Source organism: Nocardia blacklockiae, from assembly GCF_015477355.1.
In the GTDB taxonomy this organism is placed as follows: domain Bacteria; phylum Actinomycetota; class Actinomycetes; order Mycobacteriales; family Mycobacteriaceae; genus Nocardia; species Nocardia blacklockiae.
This window is the reverse complement of record NZ_JADLRJ010000021.1, coordinates 23653-39377: the sequence shown is the minus strand read 5'-3', so window position 1 is coordinate 39377 and position 15725 is coordinate 23653. Positions and strand designations below refer to the sequence as shown.

Annotated in this window: 15 protein-coding genes; 12 read left to right on the top strand and 3 right to left on the bottom strand. The window is 68.4% G+C overall.

The features are described 5' to 3' along the window. Positions 1-19: 19 nt before the first annotated feature. From IU476_RS34540 to IU476_RS34520, 5 genes are all read left to right on the top strand, one after another. A complete protein-coding gene (locus IU476_RS34540; RefSeq protein WP_195106548.1) occupies positions 20-175 on the top strand; it encodes a hypothetical protein in 156 nt (51 codons plus the stop codon). A gap of 44 nt (positions 176-219) precedes the next feature. Continuing rightward, complete coding sequence (locus IU476_RS34535) at positions 220-786, top strand: hypothetical protein (protein WP_195106547.1); 567 nt, start codon at positions 220-222, stop codon at positions 784-786. 289 nt (positions 787-1075) lie between these two features. After that, positions 1076-1288 carry a hypothetical protein gene (locus IU476_RS34530; protein WP_195106546.1) on the top strand — a complete coding sequence of 71 codons (213 nt, stop codon included), beginning with the start codon at positions 1076-1078 and terminating at the stop codon, positions 1286-1288. A 58-nt stretch (positions 1289-1346) separates the two neighbouring features. Beyond that, on the top strand, positions 1347-2231 hold the full coding sequence (locus IU476_RS34525; protein ID WP_195106545.1) for an alpha/beta fold hydrolase: 885 nt from the start codon (positions 1347-1349) through the stop codon (positions 2229-2231). A 258-nt stretch (positions 2232-2489) separates the two neighbouring features. Continuing rightward, positions 2490-3020 carry a dihydrofolate reductase family protein gene (locus IU476_RS34520; RefSeq protein ID WP_195106544.1) on the top strand — a complete coding sequence of 177 codons (531 nt, stop codon included), beginning with the start codon at positions 2490-2492 and terminating at the stop codon, positions 3018-3020. Between the two features lie 123 nt (positions 3021-3143). Here IU476_RS34520 and IU476_RS34515 read toward each other — a convergent pair whose 3' ends face one another. The 3 genes from IU476_RS34515 to IU476_RS34505 form a co-directional block, all read right to left on the bottom strand. Next, positions 3144-4454, bottom strand: a complete 1311-nt coding sequence (locus IU476_RS34515) for a helix-turn-helix domain-containing protein (protein WP_500048440.1) — start codon at positions 4452-4454, stop codon at positions 3144-3146. A gap of 326 nt (positions 4455-4780) precedes the next feature. Continuing rightward, the gene (locus IU476_RS34510; protein WP_195106542.1) at positions 4781-6184 is read right to left on the bottom strand and encodes a helix-turn-helix domain-containing protein; all 1404 of its coding nucleotides are present in this window, start codon (positions 6182-6184) and stop codon (positions 4781-4783) included. A 255-nt stretch (positions 6185-6439) separates the two neighbouring features. Next, positions 6440-7348, bottom strand: coding sequence for a polyprenyl synthetase family protein (locus IU476_RS34505; protein WP_228824797.1), 909 nt, complete (start codon positions 7346-7348; stop codon positions 6440-6442). A 470-nt stretch (positions 7349-7818) separates the two neighbouring features. Here IU476_RS34505 and mvk point away from each other — a divergent pair, with 470 nt between their 5' ends. The 7 genes from mvk to IU476_RS34470 all read left to right on the top strand — a co-directional run bounded on the left by mvk (position 7819) and on the right by IU476_RS34470 (position 15707). Next, the gene (gene mvk / locus IU476_RS34500; protein WP_195106540.1) at positions 7819-8814 is read left to right on the top strand and encodes a mevalonate kinase; all 996 of its coding nucleotides are present in this window, start codon (positions 7819-7821) and stop codon (positions 8812-8814) included. Then, a complete protein-coding gene (gene mvaD / locus IU476_RS34495) occupies positions 8811-9854 on the top strand; it encodes a diphosphomevalonate decarboxylase (protein WP_195106539.1) in 1044 nt (347 codons plus the stop codon). The genes mvk and mvaD overlap by 4 nt, the downstream gene beginning before the upstream one ends. Then, positions 9851-10960: a phosphomevalonate kinase gene (locus tag IU476_RS34490; RefSeq protein WP_195106538.1), complete on the top strand. Its 1110-nt coding sequence runs from the start codon at positions 9851-9853 to the stop codon at positions 10958-10960. Before mvaD ends, IU476_RS34490 begins: the two co-directional genes overlap by 4 nt. Before the next feature lie 142 nt (positions 10961-11102). After that, entirely contained in the window at positions 11103-12245 is a 1143-nt protein-coding gene (fni, locus tag IU476_RS34485; RefSeq protein ID WP_228824790.1) for a type 2 isopentenyl-diphosphate Delta-isomerase, read from the top strand. Further along, positions 12242-13300 (top strand): hydroxymethylglutaryl-coenzyme A reductase family protein, encoded by a 1059-nt coding sequence (locus tag IU476_RS34480; protein WP_195106537.1) that lies wholly within the window; start codon positions 12242-12244, stop codon positions 13298-13300. Before fni ends, IU476_RS34480 begins: the two co-directional genes overlap by 4 nt. Positions 13301-13320: 20 nt before the next feature. After that, the gene (locus IU476_RS34475) at positions 13321-14493 is read left to right on the top strand and encodes a hydroxymethylglutaryl-CoA synthase (protein ID WP_195106536.1); all 1173 of its coding nucleotides are present in this window, start codon (positions 13321-13323) and stop codon (positions 14491-14493) included. 32 nt (positions 14494-14525) lie between these two features. Further along, on the top strand, positions 14526-15707 hold the full coding sequence (locus IU476_RS34470; protein ID WP_195106535.1) for a 3-oxoacyl-[acyl-carrier-protein] synthase III C-terminal domain-containing protein: 1182 nt from the start codon (positions 14526-14528) through the stop codon (positions 15705-15707). The last annotated feature ends 18 nt before the right edge of the window (positions 15708-15725 follow it).

The window sequence follows — 15725 nt, the reverse complement described above, 5'->3', positions numbered from 1 at the left end:
GGAGCTGTCCACGTGGAGCATGGAATACGATCCCATACTGCGCTCGACGATCGTCACGGTATTGCTGCTGGACAGCTCGCCCGACCGCGGCCGCCTCATCGACACGATCGACCGCGCGACCCGGATGGTACCGCCGAGTAGATGCTCGAGCGATTTCGCCGGAGGGGTCACGTGAACGCGATGCTTCCCTACCTGGCTGCCGTCGCGGTGGTGTTCGCGGTGAATCTGATGCCCGCTTTCGGACCACCTACCGCGGCGGTAGTGGTGTTGCTCGGACTGAATTGGCGCCTCGAGCCGGTCGCTCTGGCTGTCCTCGGCGCCTGCGCTTCGGGCGCCGGCCGGTACCTGCTCGCCGCCGCCACCAACCGTCTCCGCGACCACCTGAGCTCTCGCCGCCGAGAAAGTCTGGAGGCCGCCCGCGATTACCTCACGGGCCATCGCGGGCGATCCTTCGGCGGACTCGCCATCTTTCTGATCTCTCCACTGCCGTCGGCACAGATGTTCGAAGCAGCCGGACTGATGGGTGTGCGTCTGCTCCCGATCACCCTCGCGCACATCCTGGGCAGGCTCGTCAGCTATTCGGTGTACCTCACCGTGACCACCACCATCGCCGAGCGCAGCCTCGGCGAAACATTCCTCGATTCGCTCACCTCGCCGGTCGGGATCGGCCTCCAAGTCGTCCTGCTCACCGCCGTTATCCTGCTCACCCGCATCGACTGGACCAAATACCTTCCCCCGGCACGGCAGAACGGAAACACTGATCGTCGGCAGCGCCGGAACACATAGCCGGTGAGATGCCGGGCTATCCCGAATCGGCCCGACAATCCAACGGCGGCCGGAACGCCGGTCAGTACCGCCGCGACAAGTCACCGATCTCCGTATCCGAAAGTCCCATACAGCACTTTTCGGACCGCAGCACGCGCCGAGGCGGGACCGAGCCCACCGGTCGAACGATGCGCGTCTCGGGAACGGAAAAGCTCGGGAAGAACGCGAGTCCGTCGAACCGACCGACGTCCCCGGAATCAGAGGTCTTCGGCATCGGTTTCCGCGGCCCGCGACTGCGCATAGTAGCCCTATGAGAACTCAGCGCCCCGCCGATGTCGACGAACAGCTACTCGGCCTCCGATCCGAGGCGTGGTGGTCCCCGGCCGATCACGCCTACATCGCCTACAGCATGGACTTCCCCGCCCTCGTCTGCAGCGATCCCTGGTCGTCACTCGCGGCGATCAACAAGCTCGAAGACCGGATTCGCCACAGCCTAAACGGATCCGCGCCCACGGCGGCCTGACACCCGGCCTTGCTGTCGACCGCGCCGGATTGTCGGTGCCCGCGGCTATCCTGCCGGCATGGGTGGCAGCATCGCGGAGTTCACCTACGACCGCGTTCGGGTCGGCGACGTCGCGCTCAACGTCGCCACGGCCGGCTCCGGCGCGCCGGTGGTGCTCCTGCACGGATTCCCGCAGACGCATCTGGCGTGGCGTCACGTCGCCACCGACCTCGCCCGAGACCACCGGGTGGTCTGCCCGGATCTGCGCGGCTACGGCGAAAGCGACAAACCCGCCGACATACTTGGCACCGACACCTACAGCAAACGAACGATGGCCACCGACATCATCGAGCTCATGCGATCGTGGGGCCATCGCAGATTCGCCCTCGTCGGACATGACCGCGGCGGGCTCGTCGCCTTCCGCGCCGGCCTGGATCACCCCGAGGCGATCAGCCATGTGGCGATCCTCGATGTCCTGCCGGCGGCCGATATGTGGGCCACCCTGCACGGGACGGCGGGAATTTTCGCATTCCACCTGTATCTGCTCGCTCAGCCCGGCGATATCGCCGAACGTATGATTCGAGCCGATCCCGATCTGTTCTTCGGGCATTTCCTCGACAGCTGGACCCGAGACCGCGACGCGATCCCCGCCGCGATCCGTGCCGAATATCTGGACGCCGCCCGCAGCCGCGAGGCGATCGCCGCGGTCTGCGCCGACTATCGCGCGAGCGCGTATGTCGACAACCGCCACGACGAGGCGGATCGCCGGGCCGGGCGCCGCCTCGCCATGCCGGTCGCCGCGCTCTGGCAAGACCCCGGCGAGCGCGTCCTCCCGTTCGACCCCCAGGCCCTCTGGTCGGCGTGGACAACGGACCTGCGCACCGCAACAGTCGAATGCGGGCATTTTCTGCCGGAAGAACGCCCCGAAACCGTCGTCGAAGCAGTACGCGACCTTATCGACTGACCGGCCACCCGATGCCGAACTCGACGCCCGAGGGCCGCGGCTGCTCTCGATCGTCATCGACGGGCTTCGCACACACCGCACCCGCGACGATCCGTCGTGAACGCGGAGCTCAGAACTGTTCTGGCACAAGGCTCGGCGACTGGGCGCCGACAACCGAACACTGCGCACCACGACGGGGCCGACGCAGCCGATCGCGTCGACCGACGAATTCCGACCACACGCGCCGTCTCATCTGTGAATCGACGAAAGGAAGAACTCGTGCAAATCCTGGCCCGCCTGTGCGTGTCCGCTGACGGCTATGTGACGACTCCGGATGGGTGGCCGCCCCAGGTCATCGATCCGACACACGGTCCGGGCAGTCACGGCATCGCCGAATTCCTGAAAACCTGCGAGGCCGCCCTGATGGGCCGCACCACCTTCGAGCCCGCGCTGACCGCCGATCGCTGGCCCTGGCCGGACCTGGAGGTCTTCGTGCTCGGCTCCCACCGGCCCGAGGGCACTCCCGACGATGTGACCGTCGACGACGATCCGGAGCGGCTGCTGGAGAAGATCCGCGCGGCCAACCGCGGCGGCGACGTCCATCTCATCGGCGGCCCCGGCACGATCGAGACGTACCGCTCCCTCGGTGTGGTCGACAAACTCGAACTCGTGGTGCTGCCGTTCTTCGTCGGCAGCGGCATGCGCCTGACCGATTCGCTGAATCCACAGACCGGCCTGGAATTCGAAAGTTCGCGGCCGCTGGACGGCGGTGCGGTGGAAATCGTCTACCGGGTGCTGCCGAACCACTGACACCGGGCGCGCGCCCTCGAGGACGCCATCCGCGGTCCCGAAACCTCGGTGCGGAGCCGCTCGTCCAGCGCCGGCACGGAATGAACGGCTTTCATGCGGTCGGGGAACAGCCACCCGGCGAAATCAGAGTGCATTGTCGACTGCGGTCCGGAGTTCGGCCGCCTTCTCCGGCTCTCCCGCGATGTGCAGCTGGCGAACGAGGCGATGCAGCGGGCGTTCGATTCGCGCCGAGGGAATTTCGGCGGCGATCGCCAGTGCGTGCTCGGCCACGTCGAGGGCTCGGTCGAGATCGTCGGTCCGTGCCAGCGCGACAGCGAGGAGGGCCAGGCTGCGGCCGAGATCACGGCGGTCCTCGGGCGGCCAATGCGGTAGCAGGGGTTCGAGGATCTCGATGGCCTGCGCGGGGCGGCCCAGCTCGATGAGGCAGTCCGCCGTTTCCATGACGACGTAGTCGATCGTGCAATGGTGGGCGAGAGCGCCGCTGTCGGCGTCGGGATGTGCCGCATGCCGGGCCGCTCGATCGAGCGCACGCAAGCAGTCGTCGGAATTGCCGATCCTGGCATGCCCATGGGCGAGCTGGCACAACGCCATCGCGCGCTGCCGGTGTGTCAGTTCCGCCGGGGCGCGCAGCGCCGAGCGGGCGAGGTCCACCGTCGCGTGGCCTTCATCGGCGTCCGCAGCCAGACTGCTCTGCCGCGCACGGATGTAGGACAGGAGTTGATAATTGCGTGACCGCTGGGCCAGACGCCCGGCATGCGCGGTGCAACGAATGGCGTCGGGGAGATTTCCGGCATCCTGATGCAACCAGCCGAGAAACTCGTCGAAGCGGGCTCGCACGCCGCGCAGTTCCGCACGGCTACCGGCATGACCGGTGTGTTGGAGATGTTCGATGAACTTCGCCTGCTGGGTGACGATCGGCAGCAGCGCACGCGAGCCGGCGAGCCGGTCCGCGAGCACGTACTCGTCGAGCGTCGCCAGCAGCGAATCGGCGAGCCCGGGTTCGGAAACCGAGGTGGCGGTGGCGATCTCGGCGCCGTTGCGAAGTTGCAGCGGCTCCACCGCCCGCGGACGCGGCGCCGGATCGTCGGGTTCGAACCACAGCAGTTCGGTCGGTATGCCGAGCGTGCGTGCGTAGTGGGTGAGTTTGTCCAGATCTCGGACGCGATGGCGGCCGTTCTCGATTCGGCTCAGTTGAGCCTGCGTGATTCCGAGTTCGTGCGCGAGCACGGTTTGCGGGACGGGCCGCGGCCCGTGTGCTCCGTGACGCCGCCACGCACGCAGCACGGAGCCTATGTCTTTGTCGCGCAGGGCGTTACGAATCGCGCCGCTGCGCCAAGCCGCTGCCGGCAGTTGCGGGAGGCCCCGACCGGCCCGGCCACAGGCAGCACACCGAGATGTGCTGTTGTCCCGCGCCAGCCGGGTTCCGCAGCGCATACATGCCCGCGAATCGGAGTCGATTGTCGATCGGACAATTCCCGGGTTCGTCACATCCAAACACCAGCCTCTTATCAGTAGAATCCATCGCCGTAGAGGGCCGCGTCGTACTCCGTCATTACGTGCTCGACATTATCCGGCCGATAGCTCAATGATATCCGGCGGACCAGGCGAACTACCGAGATCTCGAGGATGTATAAGAAATATGCGACGGGCGCATACCCGTGCCTCATTCGGAGCGATTTATAATACCGACCGGAAGTTTTCCTCGGGCCTCTCCGGCGGAATACTCCGGCCGCGGCGCGCGGAATCTCTTGTCTCGACGGCTACAGAGCGCCGTGCAGGGCGATGCGAAGTTCGGCCGCGTGGTCGTGCGCTCCGGTCGCGTGCAGTTGCCGGACCAGTCGGTAGAGCTGGATTTCGGTGCGCGCGGAATGGGTCTCGGCGACGACCACGAGGGCGTGCCGCGCGACTTCGACCGCCCGGTCGGGCTCTCCGGCGGCAGCCAGAGCAAGGGCGAGAACAGCCAGGCTCCGGCCGAAGTCGCGTCGATTCTCCGGACGCCAACCCGGCAATCGTGGTTCCAGCAAATCTATCGCCTGTTCGGGGTGCCCGATATCGATCAGGCAGAGCGCCGCTTCCATGGCGACATAGTCCGGTGTGCAGTGCCGCGCGAGGTCGGCGGCTTCGGCGGGTCGCGCGGCGTGCCGAGTCGCACGGTCGAGAGCACGGCGGCAGTTGTCGACATCGCCGAGACGGGCGTATCCGTGGGCGAACTGACACTGCGCCATCGCACGGTGCCGGTGCGTCAGATCCCCCGTATCGTGCAGTGCCGCCTGGGCGAGATAGAGCGTCTCGTGCGCATCCCCCACGTCCGCGGCGACGCTGCTCTGCCGTAAGCGGATATAGGACAGGAGGTGGTCGTCCCCGGCTTCGCGGGCGAGTGCCGCGGCACGCGCGGCCCATTCCGCCGCGGCGGGCAGGTTCGCGGAATCCTGGTGTAGCCACGCGAGGAATTCGGCGAATCGAGCGTGCACGGCACGCAATTTCGAGCGGACAGCCGCGCTGCCCGACTGCTCGAGATCGTCGATGAACCGCTCCTGCTGAGTAACGACCGGGAGCAGCGGAGACGATCCCGCCAGCCGGTCGGCGCGCACGTACTCGTCGAGCGTGGACAGCAGCGACTCGGCGAGGACCGGTCCGGGTGCGCGCGCAGAGGTTGCGACGAGGGCGCCGTTCGGTAGTCGGAGCCGCTCCGCGGCCGGCTCGGCCGGCGCTGCGGTGTCACCCAGTTCGAACCACAACAACTCGGCCGGGGCTCCGAGCACCCGCGCGTAGTGGCTGAGCTTGTCGAGGTCGCGAACCCGGTTGCGACCGTTCTCGATTCGGCTGAGCTGACCTTGCGTAATGCCCAGCGCCCGAGCGAGCACCGTCTGCGGGATCGGGCGCAGACCATGGATCTCGTGGTGCCGCCACGCGCGCAACACGGCGCCGATGTCCTTGCTGTGCAAGGCGTTACGCATCTCATCGGTTCGCCACGCCGCCACCGGCAGCTGGGGAATCCGAGGTGGTGGGCCGTAGGCGCTGCGGTGTACGGTGACGCCGTCCTGCGCGAGACGTGTCTCGCGGCGCGCGGGGGGACGAAACCCGTTGCCGGAACAGTCTTCTACGTCACGGCTACGGTTCGACATCGCGACATGCCCGATGTGCGTGGTTTCCGATAGCGTCATCTCCCGAACCAATCTCGTTCCGGTCCCTACGCGGCGCGCGGAGACCTCCGCCGCCCGCAGTATTGAGCTCCCAAGAGTGCACTTACGAGTAATAGCCCGAATCTATCGAAAAATCCGGAAAGCGACCGAAACTTCACCGAGCCGACCTGTCGAGGTGCGAGCCGACTCCACGTGCGGGACTGGACCATTCGGTCTCTTCGGCAGCGGCGACTGCCACCGGCGCACACGTCACGGCATGAGGTGGACCAAGCCGTGTCAGCGCGTGCGGTGGACGACGGAGTGCGCCAACGCCGCCAGGTCCGTGTTGACCGCGTCACCGGGAAGCGCCGAGACGGCGGTGCGCACCAGCATGTCGGCTCGCCGTTCGCAGCGTTGCAGGCACCCTTCCGACTCCATCAGGCGCGCGAGCCGCGTGGCGTGGGCCGGTGAGATCGGCGCAGTGCCGTGATACAGGCGCGAAAGTTCCTGTCCGGCGGCGGTTTCCGATTCCAGAGCAAGCAGGATGGGGAACGAGCGCTTGCGACGCATCACGTCCGCGCCGACCGCCTTGCCGGTCCGCGCCGGATCTCCCCAGATGCCCAGGATGTCGTCGGTGATCTGGAATGCCACACCGATGTCTCGGCCGAAGGTCTCGAACGCAGCGAGCGGCGCCGATGCACCGGCCGCGAACAGTGCGCCCAGCGCGCATGCGCAGCCCATCAGAACCCCGGTCTTGGCGGCGGCCATGGTCAGGTAGTCGTCGATCTCGACGTGGCCGCCGGCTTCGAAAGCGCAGTCCTGGCATTGCCCGCGGCACACGTGTACCGCCGCGAGCTCGAGCCGGGACACCGCCGCGTCGGCGATGTCGGCGTCGCGGTCGCCGGCCAGCACCCGAACAGCCATGGCGTGCAACGCGTCGCCGAGGCAGATCGCGGCCGGAGCGCCCCAGACGTCCCACACCGTGGCACGACCACGCCGCAGTCGATCACCATCCATCACGTCGTCGTGCACCAAAGTGAAGTTGTGCAACAATTCCACCGCGACCGCCGCCGGTAGTGCTGCGGCCGCCTCCGCTCCGCACGCCGTTGCCGAGGCGAACGCCAGCGCCGACCGGAATCCTTTGCCCCACCCGCTGTTCGTCGGATTTCCCTCCCGATCGGACCAGCCGAAGTGGTAGAGCCCCATGTGCCGCAAGGGCTCGGGCATGGATTCCACAGCCTCGCGCAGAGCGGGTTCACAGAGCCGACGGGCACGAGCCAGAATGCCGTCGATCTGGGTGCCTGTTGCCAGTGTTCCGGTCATTCGACTCCCCTACTCGTTGCGTTGTACGCCTCGAAAACTCCCATGCCGGTTCAAGTTTCGACCAACAATCCACGCCTTCGAGCGCCTCGGCGCGCATGAACGCCATGCGCGAGTCACATACCTCGGTCGCGGCCGTGCACGGGCCGTGCGCCTGATCCCGCGACCCGGAACGCGGCGGAAGTATGCGGGCCACGCATGCCGCCCATGCGCAGCGGAGTCTTCCGGCTACTACGGCGAGGGCAGCATTCTGGAACGACACCGGATGCCGAATATCGCGGCATCGTCCCCATCACCGAACGACCGCACCGTCGCGACGCCGGCCGCGACCGCGGAAGGCAGGAGTTGGCACGGCCATGACTTCCACCGATACGGCGCCGGAGCGAGTACTCGGGACAGGCCACGCGCACGGGAAGGTGATCCTGCTCGGTGAGCACACCGTCGTCTATGGGATGCCGGCCATCGCGATTCCCGCGACCGGCTTGAAAGTCGAAGCAGTGCTTCATAATTCGACCGCCTCAGCACTGATGCAGCCGCTCTCGGCACCGCCGTCGAGGTCGGCCGGGACAATGGAGAGCAAGTTCGTCTGCAGCGCCGACACGGTCCCGGCCGGCTCCGGCGTGGCAGCGGCGACCGCGGCGGCACTACGTCGCTGGGATCCGCGCGCCGACCGAGTCGAGGTGCACATTCGCAGCGTTGTGCCGCCCGCTCGGGGGCTGGGGTCCAGCGCCGCGGCGGCCGCGGCGGCGGTCCGCGCCGTCGCCGACCGCTACGGCATCCCGCTCGACGAGCGCTCCCTGTACAGCCTCGTACAGGTCGGTGAAAAGGTCGCGCACGGCCGCGCCAGCGGCGTCGACGCCGCGGCGGCGATCGCGCGGGGACCGATCCGGTTCGACGCCGGCATCACCCGACCGATCCGGCCGATCGCGGATGCCGTCCTGGTGGTGGCAGACAGCGGTGCGGCCGGCTGTACCCGGGCGGCGGTCGACTCCGTGCGCGCCGTCTTGGCGGAAGATCACGCGAACGCCCGCCGGATCCTGACCTCTGCGGGTCGGCTCGCCGACGCCGCCACGGCCGAGCTGGAGGCGGGACAGCTGTCGGCACTGGGTGTGCGGCTCAACGAATTTCAAGGATTGCTCCGCGAGTTGGGCGTCAGTACTCCGCAGCTGGACCGGCTGATAGACGTCGCACTGCGGGCGGGTGCCCTCGGCGCGAAACTGACCGGCGGCGGGCTGGGCGGATGTCTGCTCGCGCTGACCGAACCGCGGCACGCCTCGACCGTCCGCGAAGCACTCGCGGCGGCGGGCGCCGCCCGGACGTGGATCGTGCCGATGACACAGGATTGCCGATGAGTACCTCCGAAACCACCCACCGCTCAACCATTTTCGCCGGCGGCCGAGGCGGTCCGGTCGCGGTCGCCTATCCGAACATGGCGTTGGTGAAGTATTGGGGCAAACGCGACGAATCGCTGGTCCTGCCGGTCACCGGCAGCCTCTCTATGACTCTGGACGTCTTCCCCACCACCACCCGGGTCACGCTGCGGCCGAGGGCGGCTGTCGACGCGGTGACGCTGAACGGGCGGGACGCCTCCCCGCGGACGCGTCTGCGGGTCGAACGATTCCTCGATCTGGTGCGCGACAAGGCGGGCCGCTCCGAACGAGCGCGGGTGGAAACAAACAACACCGTACCCACCGGAGCCGGATTGGCCTCGTCCGCAAGCGGTTTCGCGGCCCTCGCCGCGGCGGCGGCGAGAGCGTACGGCATCGAATCGGACGCCCGGGGCTTGTCGCGGTTGGCGCGACGCGGGTCGGGGTCGGCGTGCCGCTCGATCTTCGGAGGATTCGTCACCTGGCATGCCGGAACAGGATTCGGAGCCGCCGGCGACGAGAGCTGTTATGCCGAGCCGACCCCATACACAGTGGACGCCGCTCTGGTGATCGCGATCGTCGACGCCGGACCCAAGACGTTGCCGAGCCGCACCGCGATGCGCCACTCGATGGCGAGTTCCCCGTTCTACCTGCCGTGGGCCGCCGCGACACGGACCGACCTGGAACAGGTCCGGACCGCGCTGGCGGCCGGAGACCTGGTGCGTGCCGGGCAAATCGCCGAGCACAACGCTTTGGGCATGCACGCGGTGCTGCTCGCGGCGCAGCCGTCGATCCGCTACCTCGCGCCGCAGTCGCTGCGGATTCTCGACCGCGTCGACAGGCTCAGGGCGGACGGCATTCCGGCCTACGCCACCATCGACGCCGGCCCCAACGTCGCGGTCCTGTGCGCCCGCCACCACGCGGCACGGGTGGTGGTCGCGCTGCGCGAACTCGGCGACCTGGTGTCGATCCGCATCGCACGCCCGGGTCCGGGCGTGACCGTGACCGGTGGTGCCGAACCGTGATCCGCCGTGTCGCTCCGGGCAAACTCTTCCTCGCCGGTGAGTACGCCGTGCTACAACCGGGGCATCCCGCCGTCGTTGTCGCCGTGGACCGTTGCGTCACCGTCACGGTCACCGAAACTCTCTGCGCGGAAACCACATTCACCTCGGACCTCGGTAGCGGAACACAGCTGCGCTGCGTACGCCGCGACGGCGACCTCACGCCGGAGACCGGGCACACACCGGAGAACTTCCGCTATGTCCTGGCGGCCGCGAATATCGTGGAACGGCTCGTGGCCGAGGCCGGCGGACAGCCGACGCCGTTCGCCGCCACCACCACCGGCGCCGAACTGACCGACGGCGCCGGCCACAAACTCGGACTGGGCTCGAGCGCCGCGATCACGGTCGCCACCGTCTCCGCCCTGGCCGACCGGTATCGCCTGCGGCTCGGCCGCGGCGAGCGTTACCGACTCGCCATGCTCGCCACCGTCGGCGTCGACCCGGGCGCGTCGGGCGGCGATGTCGCGGCCGCCACGTGGGGCGGGTGGATCGCCTACCGCAGCCCCGACCGTGGCCGCGTTGCCGAACTGGCCGCCACCGGCGGCGTGGCCGAGGCAATGCGCGCGGACTGGCCGGGATTGTCGGTCCGCCCGCTGCCGCCGCCGCACCGCCTCGGCCTGCTGGTCGGATGGACCGGAAAACCGGCCTCGTCCTCGGCGCTGACGCGGCGCGCGGGCCCCGGCTACGCGAGTATCCGCGCGCATCCGCGGTTTCTGGCCGAGACGACGGCCTGCGTCGAACGCATGGTCACGGCGTTGGACGCCGATGACGTCATCGGCGTTCAGCACGAGATACGCAGGGCCCGAGAACTGCTCGACGACCTTGACGACATGGCCGCGCTCGGGATCCGCACCCCCGAACTCGACACGCTCTGCGCCGCGGCCGATCTCGCCGGCGCCGCGGCCAAATCCTCCGGCGCCGGCGGCGGGGACTGCGGCATCGCCGTCGTCGATCGCACTCGCCCCGAACAGGCCACCGCGATCATCGACCGCTGGGCCGCCGCCGGAATCAGGCATATTCCACTGGGGGTGTACCGCCACCCCGACTCCTCGCGGCCGCATCCGTCCTGATCATCACCACTGACGGCTGCCGCCTCGCCCTGCGTCGGCGACTATGCACGCCGCACATTCGACGTATGCGCAGCTGTGCGTTCTGTCCGGACGCCGAACGGGCGAGTCTGGAATCACCGTCACCGATTCCGTGGAAAGAGGCATGATGACCCGTCCGGACTCGATCGGCCACCGCAAGGACGACCATGTGCGATTGGCGGTCGACCAACACCGGCGACCCGCCGAGGACAACGACTTCGACGGTGTGCGTTTCGTGCATCACGCACTCGCGAGCATCGACCGCGCCGGTGTGGACCCGACCGTCGAAGTGGCCGGAAGTCGTTGGCCGGCACCGCTGTTCATCAACGGCATGACAGGCGGCAGCGCCCGCACCGGCGAGATCAACCGCGAACTGGCCGTCGCGGCCGCCGAGACCGGACTACCGATCGCCGCCGGGTCGATGAGCGCCTACCTGCGCGACCCCGCGGTGGCCGACACCTATCGCGTCCTGCGCACACACAACCCGCGTGGCGTGGTCTTCGCGAACGTCAACGCCAACACCACTCCCGGCCAGGCTCGGCGTGCGATCGATCTGCTCGAGGCCGACGCGCTGCAGATCCACCTCAACGCGGTCCAGGAGATCGTGATGCCCGAGGGCGACCGCGCCTTCGCGCACCGGGCACGGCGGATCGAAGCCATCGCCGCCACCGTGGACGTGCCGGTGATCGTGAAGGAGGTCGGATTCGGCCTCAGCCGCGCCACCGTCGCCCGGCTGGCCGACCTCGGAGTCGCGGCCGCCGACGTCGGCGGACGCGGCGGCACCGACTTCGCGCGCATCGAGAACCGGCGGCGCGACGACCAGGGCTTCTCCTACCTCGAAGGCTGGGGACAGTCCACGCCGGCCTGTCTGCTCGAGTCCGCCGACCTCGGCCGCATCCCGCTGCTCGCCTCGGGCGGCATTCGCTCACCGCTCGACGTCGCACGCGCCCTCGCACTCGGTGCCCGTGCGGCCGGAGTGGCCGGGGCATTCCTCACGATCCTGCTCGACCGAGGCACCGACGCGCTCGTCACGACGATCCGGGACTGGCTCGATCACCTCGTCTCGATCATGACGGTGCTCGGCGCCGCGACGCCCCGCTCGCTGACAACGTGTGACCTGCTGCTGACTGGTTCCGTCGAAACCTATTGCCGTGGAGCGGGTATCGATACGCGGCACTTCGCCCGTCGCAGCGCTGCGAGCGCGCCGGAATCCCCACCGGACAATGCGTCGTCGCGGCACCCGGCCGGAAGGCGAGTTCCGGCATGAGCGCTCCGCACGGCACAACTACCGATGACCATGCCGTGGTGCCGATGGCCTGGCTCGGGCCCGTGCGCATCGGCGGCAACACTGTCACCGGCGAATTCGATGTTCCCCTGGCCACTTTCGAGACGCCGCTGTGGCCGTCGGTCCGGCGCGGCGCCGCCGTGTCGGCACTGGTCGATCGCGGCATCGTGGCGACGGTTCTCGACGACAGAATGACCCGTTCCATCGTGGTGGAGGCCGATGACGCGGGAACCGCTCTCGCCGCCGTCGCGCATGTCCGAGAGCGGTTCGACGAACTTCGTGACGTCGTCGCCGCGGGCAGCCGCCACGCCCGACTGATCGACGTGCACCATCAGATCGTCGGAAATCTGCTCTATCTGCGCTTCGAATTCACCACCGGTGACGCCGCCGGCCACAATATGACCACTCAGGCCGCCGACCAGCTCACCGCACGACTCCTCGCCGACCTCCCGGGTTTGCGCTACGTGTCGGTGTCGGGCAACTACTGCACCGACAAGAAGGCCAGCGCCGTCAACGGCATCCTGGGCCGGGGCAAGAACGTCGTCGCGGAGATCACCGTCCCGCGCGAGATCGTCGAGCGCCGCCTGCACACCACGGCGGCTCGCATCGCCGCGCTCAACACCCGCAAGAACCTGATCGGCACCCTGATCGCGGGCGGAATCCGTTCCGCGAACGCGCATTACGCCAACATGCTGCTCGGGTTCTACCTCGCCACCGGACAGGACGCGGCCAACATCGTCGAGGGCTCGCAAGGCATCACCCGCGCCGACGACCGCGACGGCGACCTCTACTTCTCCTGCACGCTGCCCAACCTGATCGTCGGCACTATCGGCAACGGCAAACACCACCCCCATGTCGAGCACGCTCTCACTCGGCTGGGTTGCCGCGAGCCGAGACCGCCGGGCACGAACGCCCGCCGGCTCGCCGCCCTCGCGGCCGCCACCGTGCTGTGCGGGGAACTGTCCCTGCTCGCAGCACAGACCAATCCCGGCGAATTGATGCGCGCTCACGCCCGACTCGAACGCGCACGCCGCTGACCGTGGAAGGAGAACGGGCAATGACCAACCGGCACATCGGAATCGGCGACCTGTCCATCGCCACCACCCACTACATGATCGACCACACCACCCTCGCCCGCCACCAGAACGTCGATGTCGGCAAGTATCACCGCGGGATCGGGCAGGACGCCATGAGCGTGCCCGCCGGCGACGAGGACATCGTCACGCTGGCCGCCGCCGCGGCGGCGCCCGTGCTCGAACGACACGGCACCGAGGCCCTGCGAACAGTGCTGCTGGCCACCGAGACAGGCGTCGACCAATCCAAGGCCGCCGGTCTCTACCTGCACCCCCTGCTGCGGCTGCCGCACACCACCCGCGTCGTCGAACTCAAACAAGCCTGCTACGCGGCGACCGCCGGCCTGCAATTCGCCGCCGGGCTCATCGCCCGCGACCCCGCGCAGCAGGTGCTCGTCATCGCCACCGATATCGCCCGCTACGACCTCGGCACCCCCGCCGAGGCCACCCAGGGCGCCGCGGCCGCCGCGATTCTGGTCACCGCCGATCCCGGCGTCGCGGTGCTCGAACCGGTCACCGGCGTGCATTCCAGCCACGTGATGGACTTCTGGCGACCCAACCACCGCAGCACCCCGGTGGTCGACGGCAAACTGTCGGTCACCAGCTACCTCGACGCCGCCGAGCACGCCTACGCCGACTACCTGAGTCACGGCGGCCGCGGTCTCGACGACTTCACCGCCTTCTGCTATCACCAGCCGTTCACCGAGATGGCCTACAAGGCCCACCGTCATCTGCTCGGCGCACACGGACGGACCCCGACTCGGCAAGACGCCGAGGCCGCGCTCGCCGACAGCACGCATTACAACCGCACCATCGGAAACAGCTACACCGCGTCGCTGTATCTGGCCCTGGCGTCGCTGCTCGACCACCGTGACGACCTCGCCGGTCAGCACGTCGGCATGCTCAGCTACGGCTCCGGCTGTGTCGCCGAATTCTTCTGCGCCACCGTCGTTCCCGGCTACCGCGACCGGCTGCGCGCCGACGCCCACGACCGTGCGATCACCGCCCGCAAACCCCTGTCCTACGAGGAGTACCGGGCGCTGCACGAATTTCGCGTCCCCGCCGACGGCGGGCAGCACACCCTGCCCGAACAGACCGGCGGCTCGTTCCGCCTGGCGGCGGTGAACGGCCACGAACGGATCTACGAAGCCCGCTGACAACACTTTCGACGGAGACGACAGCCAGGCACATGAACCCACCCGACAGCATCCGCCTCACCGCGATCGGCACCTACCTGCCCGAAACGCGAGTGCCGAACCAGCCCGCCGCGGCCGCGCTGGGTGTCTCGGAGAACGCCCTGCAGACCAAGATCGGCATCCACACCCGCGCGGTCAAACACCCGCGGCAGCGCACCAGCGACCTGTGCGTCGAGGCCTGCGACGACCTCCGCCGGCACGCGAACGTGGACCTCGACGCGATACAACTGCTGTGCGTCGTCACCCAGAATCCCGATCAGCGGATACCGCACACCTCCGCCATCGTGCACGAGAAGCTGGGTCTTTCCAGCGGCTGCATGACCTTCGACCTGTCGCAGGGCTGCGCCGGCTACACCCACGGCCTCGCCGCCACCACCGCCCTCGCCGACCGGTACGGGTTCGAGCATGTCCTGCTGTGCACCTGCGATCCCTACACCACCATCGTCGATCCCCACGACCGCAACACCGCGCTGCTGTTCGCCGACGCCGCCACCGCCACGTACCTCACCACGAACGCCGCCGGCTACCGGATCGTCGACGGCGATTTCGGCACCGCGCCGGGCACGACGTCCGTACTGCGCTGCGGCGCAGAGCATCTCACCATGGACGGCCGTGGCGTCTTCCTCAACGCCGCCCGCGAGGCGCCACGCAGCGTCGAACGACTGCTCGGCCGCAACGGCCTCGGCCCGCAGGACGTCGACCTGTTCCTCGCGCATCCGGGATCCAAACGAATCGTCGAGGTGGTCCGCGAGGAACTCGCCGTCGACGAGCACCGGCTGCCCTTCGAGATAGCCCGCTACGGCAATACCGTCTCCTCCTCACTCCCCCTCATGCTCGCTCCCCGCCTCCGCGCCGAGCCACCTCGCACCGTCCTGCTCGCCGGCTTCGGAGTCGGCTTCACCTGGGGAACGACCCTCATCCGATACACACCTGGAACGGAGCACCCGATGATCACCGCACGCGACATCAGCAACCTCATGACCGGCATCGACACCGGCGTCGAAACCCTCGAACCCCATCTCCCCCTGGCGGACCAGGGAGTGGACTCGATGGACATGACCACATTGCTGACCCGCATCGAGAAGACCTACGACATCACCATCCCCACCGCCGCCGCCGACGAACTCCACAGTCTCGATCAGCTCGCCGAGTATGTGAACGCCGCAGGGGCCTGACGGCAGAACGGGAGACCG

What these genes read in the sequence shown, in the direction of transcription:
- IU476_RS34540 (WP_195106548.1), top strand. Translation starts at nt 20, where the DNA reads ATGGAATACGATCCCATACTGCGCTCGACGATCGTCACGGTATTGCTG.
- IU476_RS34530 (WP_195106546.1), top strand. Translation starts at nt 1,076, where the DNA reads ATGAGAACTCAGCGCCCCGCCGATGTCGACGAACAGCTACTCGGCCTC.
- IU476_RS34525 (WP_195106545.1), top strand. Translation starts at nt 1,347, where the DNA reads ATGGGTGGCAGCATCGCGGAGTTCACCTACGACCGCGTTCGGGTCGGC.
- IU476_RS34515 (WP_500048440.1), bottom strand. Translation starts at nt 4,454, where the DNA reads ATGCGCTGCGGAACCCGGCTGGCGCGGGACAACAGCACATCTCGGTGT.
- IU476_RS34510 (WP_195106542.1), bottom strand. Translation starts at nt 6,184, where the DNA reads ATGACGCTATCGGAAACCACGCACATCGGGCATGTCGCGATGTCGAAC.
- IU476_RS34505 (WP_228824797.1), bottom strand. Translation starts at nt 7,348, where the DNA reads ATGGGGCTCTACCACTTCGGCTGGTCCGATCGGGAGGGAAATCCGACG.
- mvk (WP_195106540.1), top strand. Translation starts at nt 7,819, where the DNA reads ATGACTTCCACCGATACGGCGCCGGAGCGAGTACTCGGGACAGGCCAC.
- mvaD (WP_195106539.1), top strand. Translation starts at nt 8,811, where the DNA reads ATGAGTACCTCCGAAACCACCCACCGCTCAACCATTTTCGCCGGCGGC.
- fni (WP_228824790.1), top strand. Translation starts at nt 11,103, where the DNA reads ATGATGACCCGTCCGGACTCGATCGGCCACCGCAAGGACGACCATGTG.
- IU476_RS34480 (WP_195106537.1), top strand. Translation starts at nt 12,242, where the DNA reads ATGAGCGCTCCGCACGGCACAACTACCGATGACCATGCCGTGGTGCCG.
- IU476_RS34475 (WP_195106536.1), top strand. Translation starts at nt 13,321, where the DNA reads ATGACCAACCGGCACATCGGAATCGGCGACCTGTCCATCGCCACCACC.
- IU476_RS34470 (WP_195106535.1), top strand. Translation starts at nt 14,526, where the DNA reads ATGAACCCACCCGACAGCATCCGCCTCACCGCGATCGGCACCTACCTG.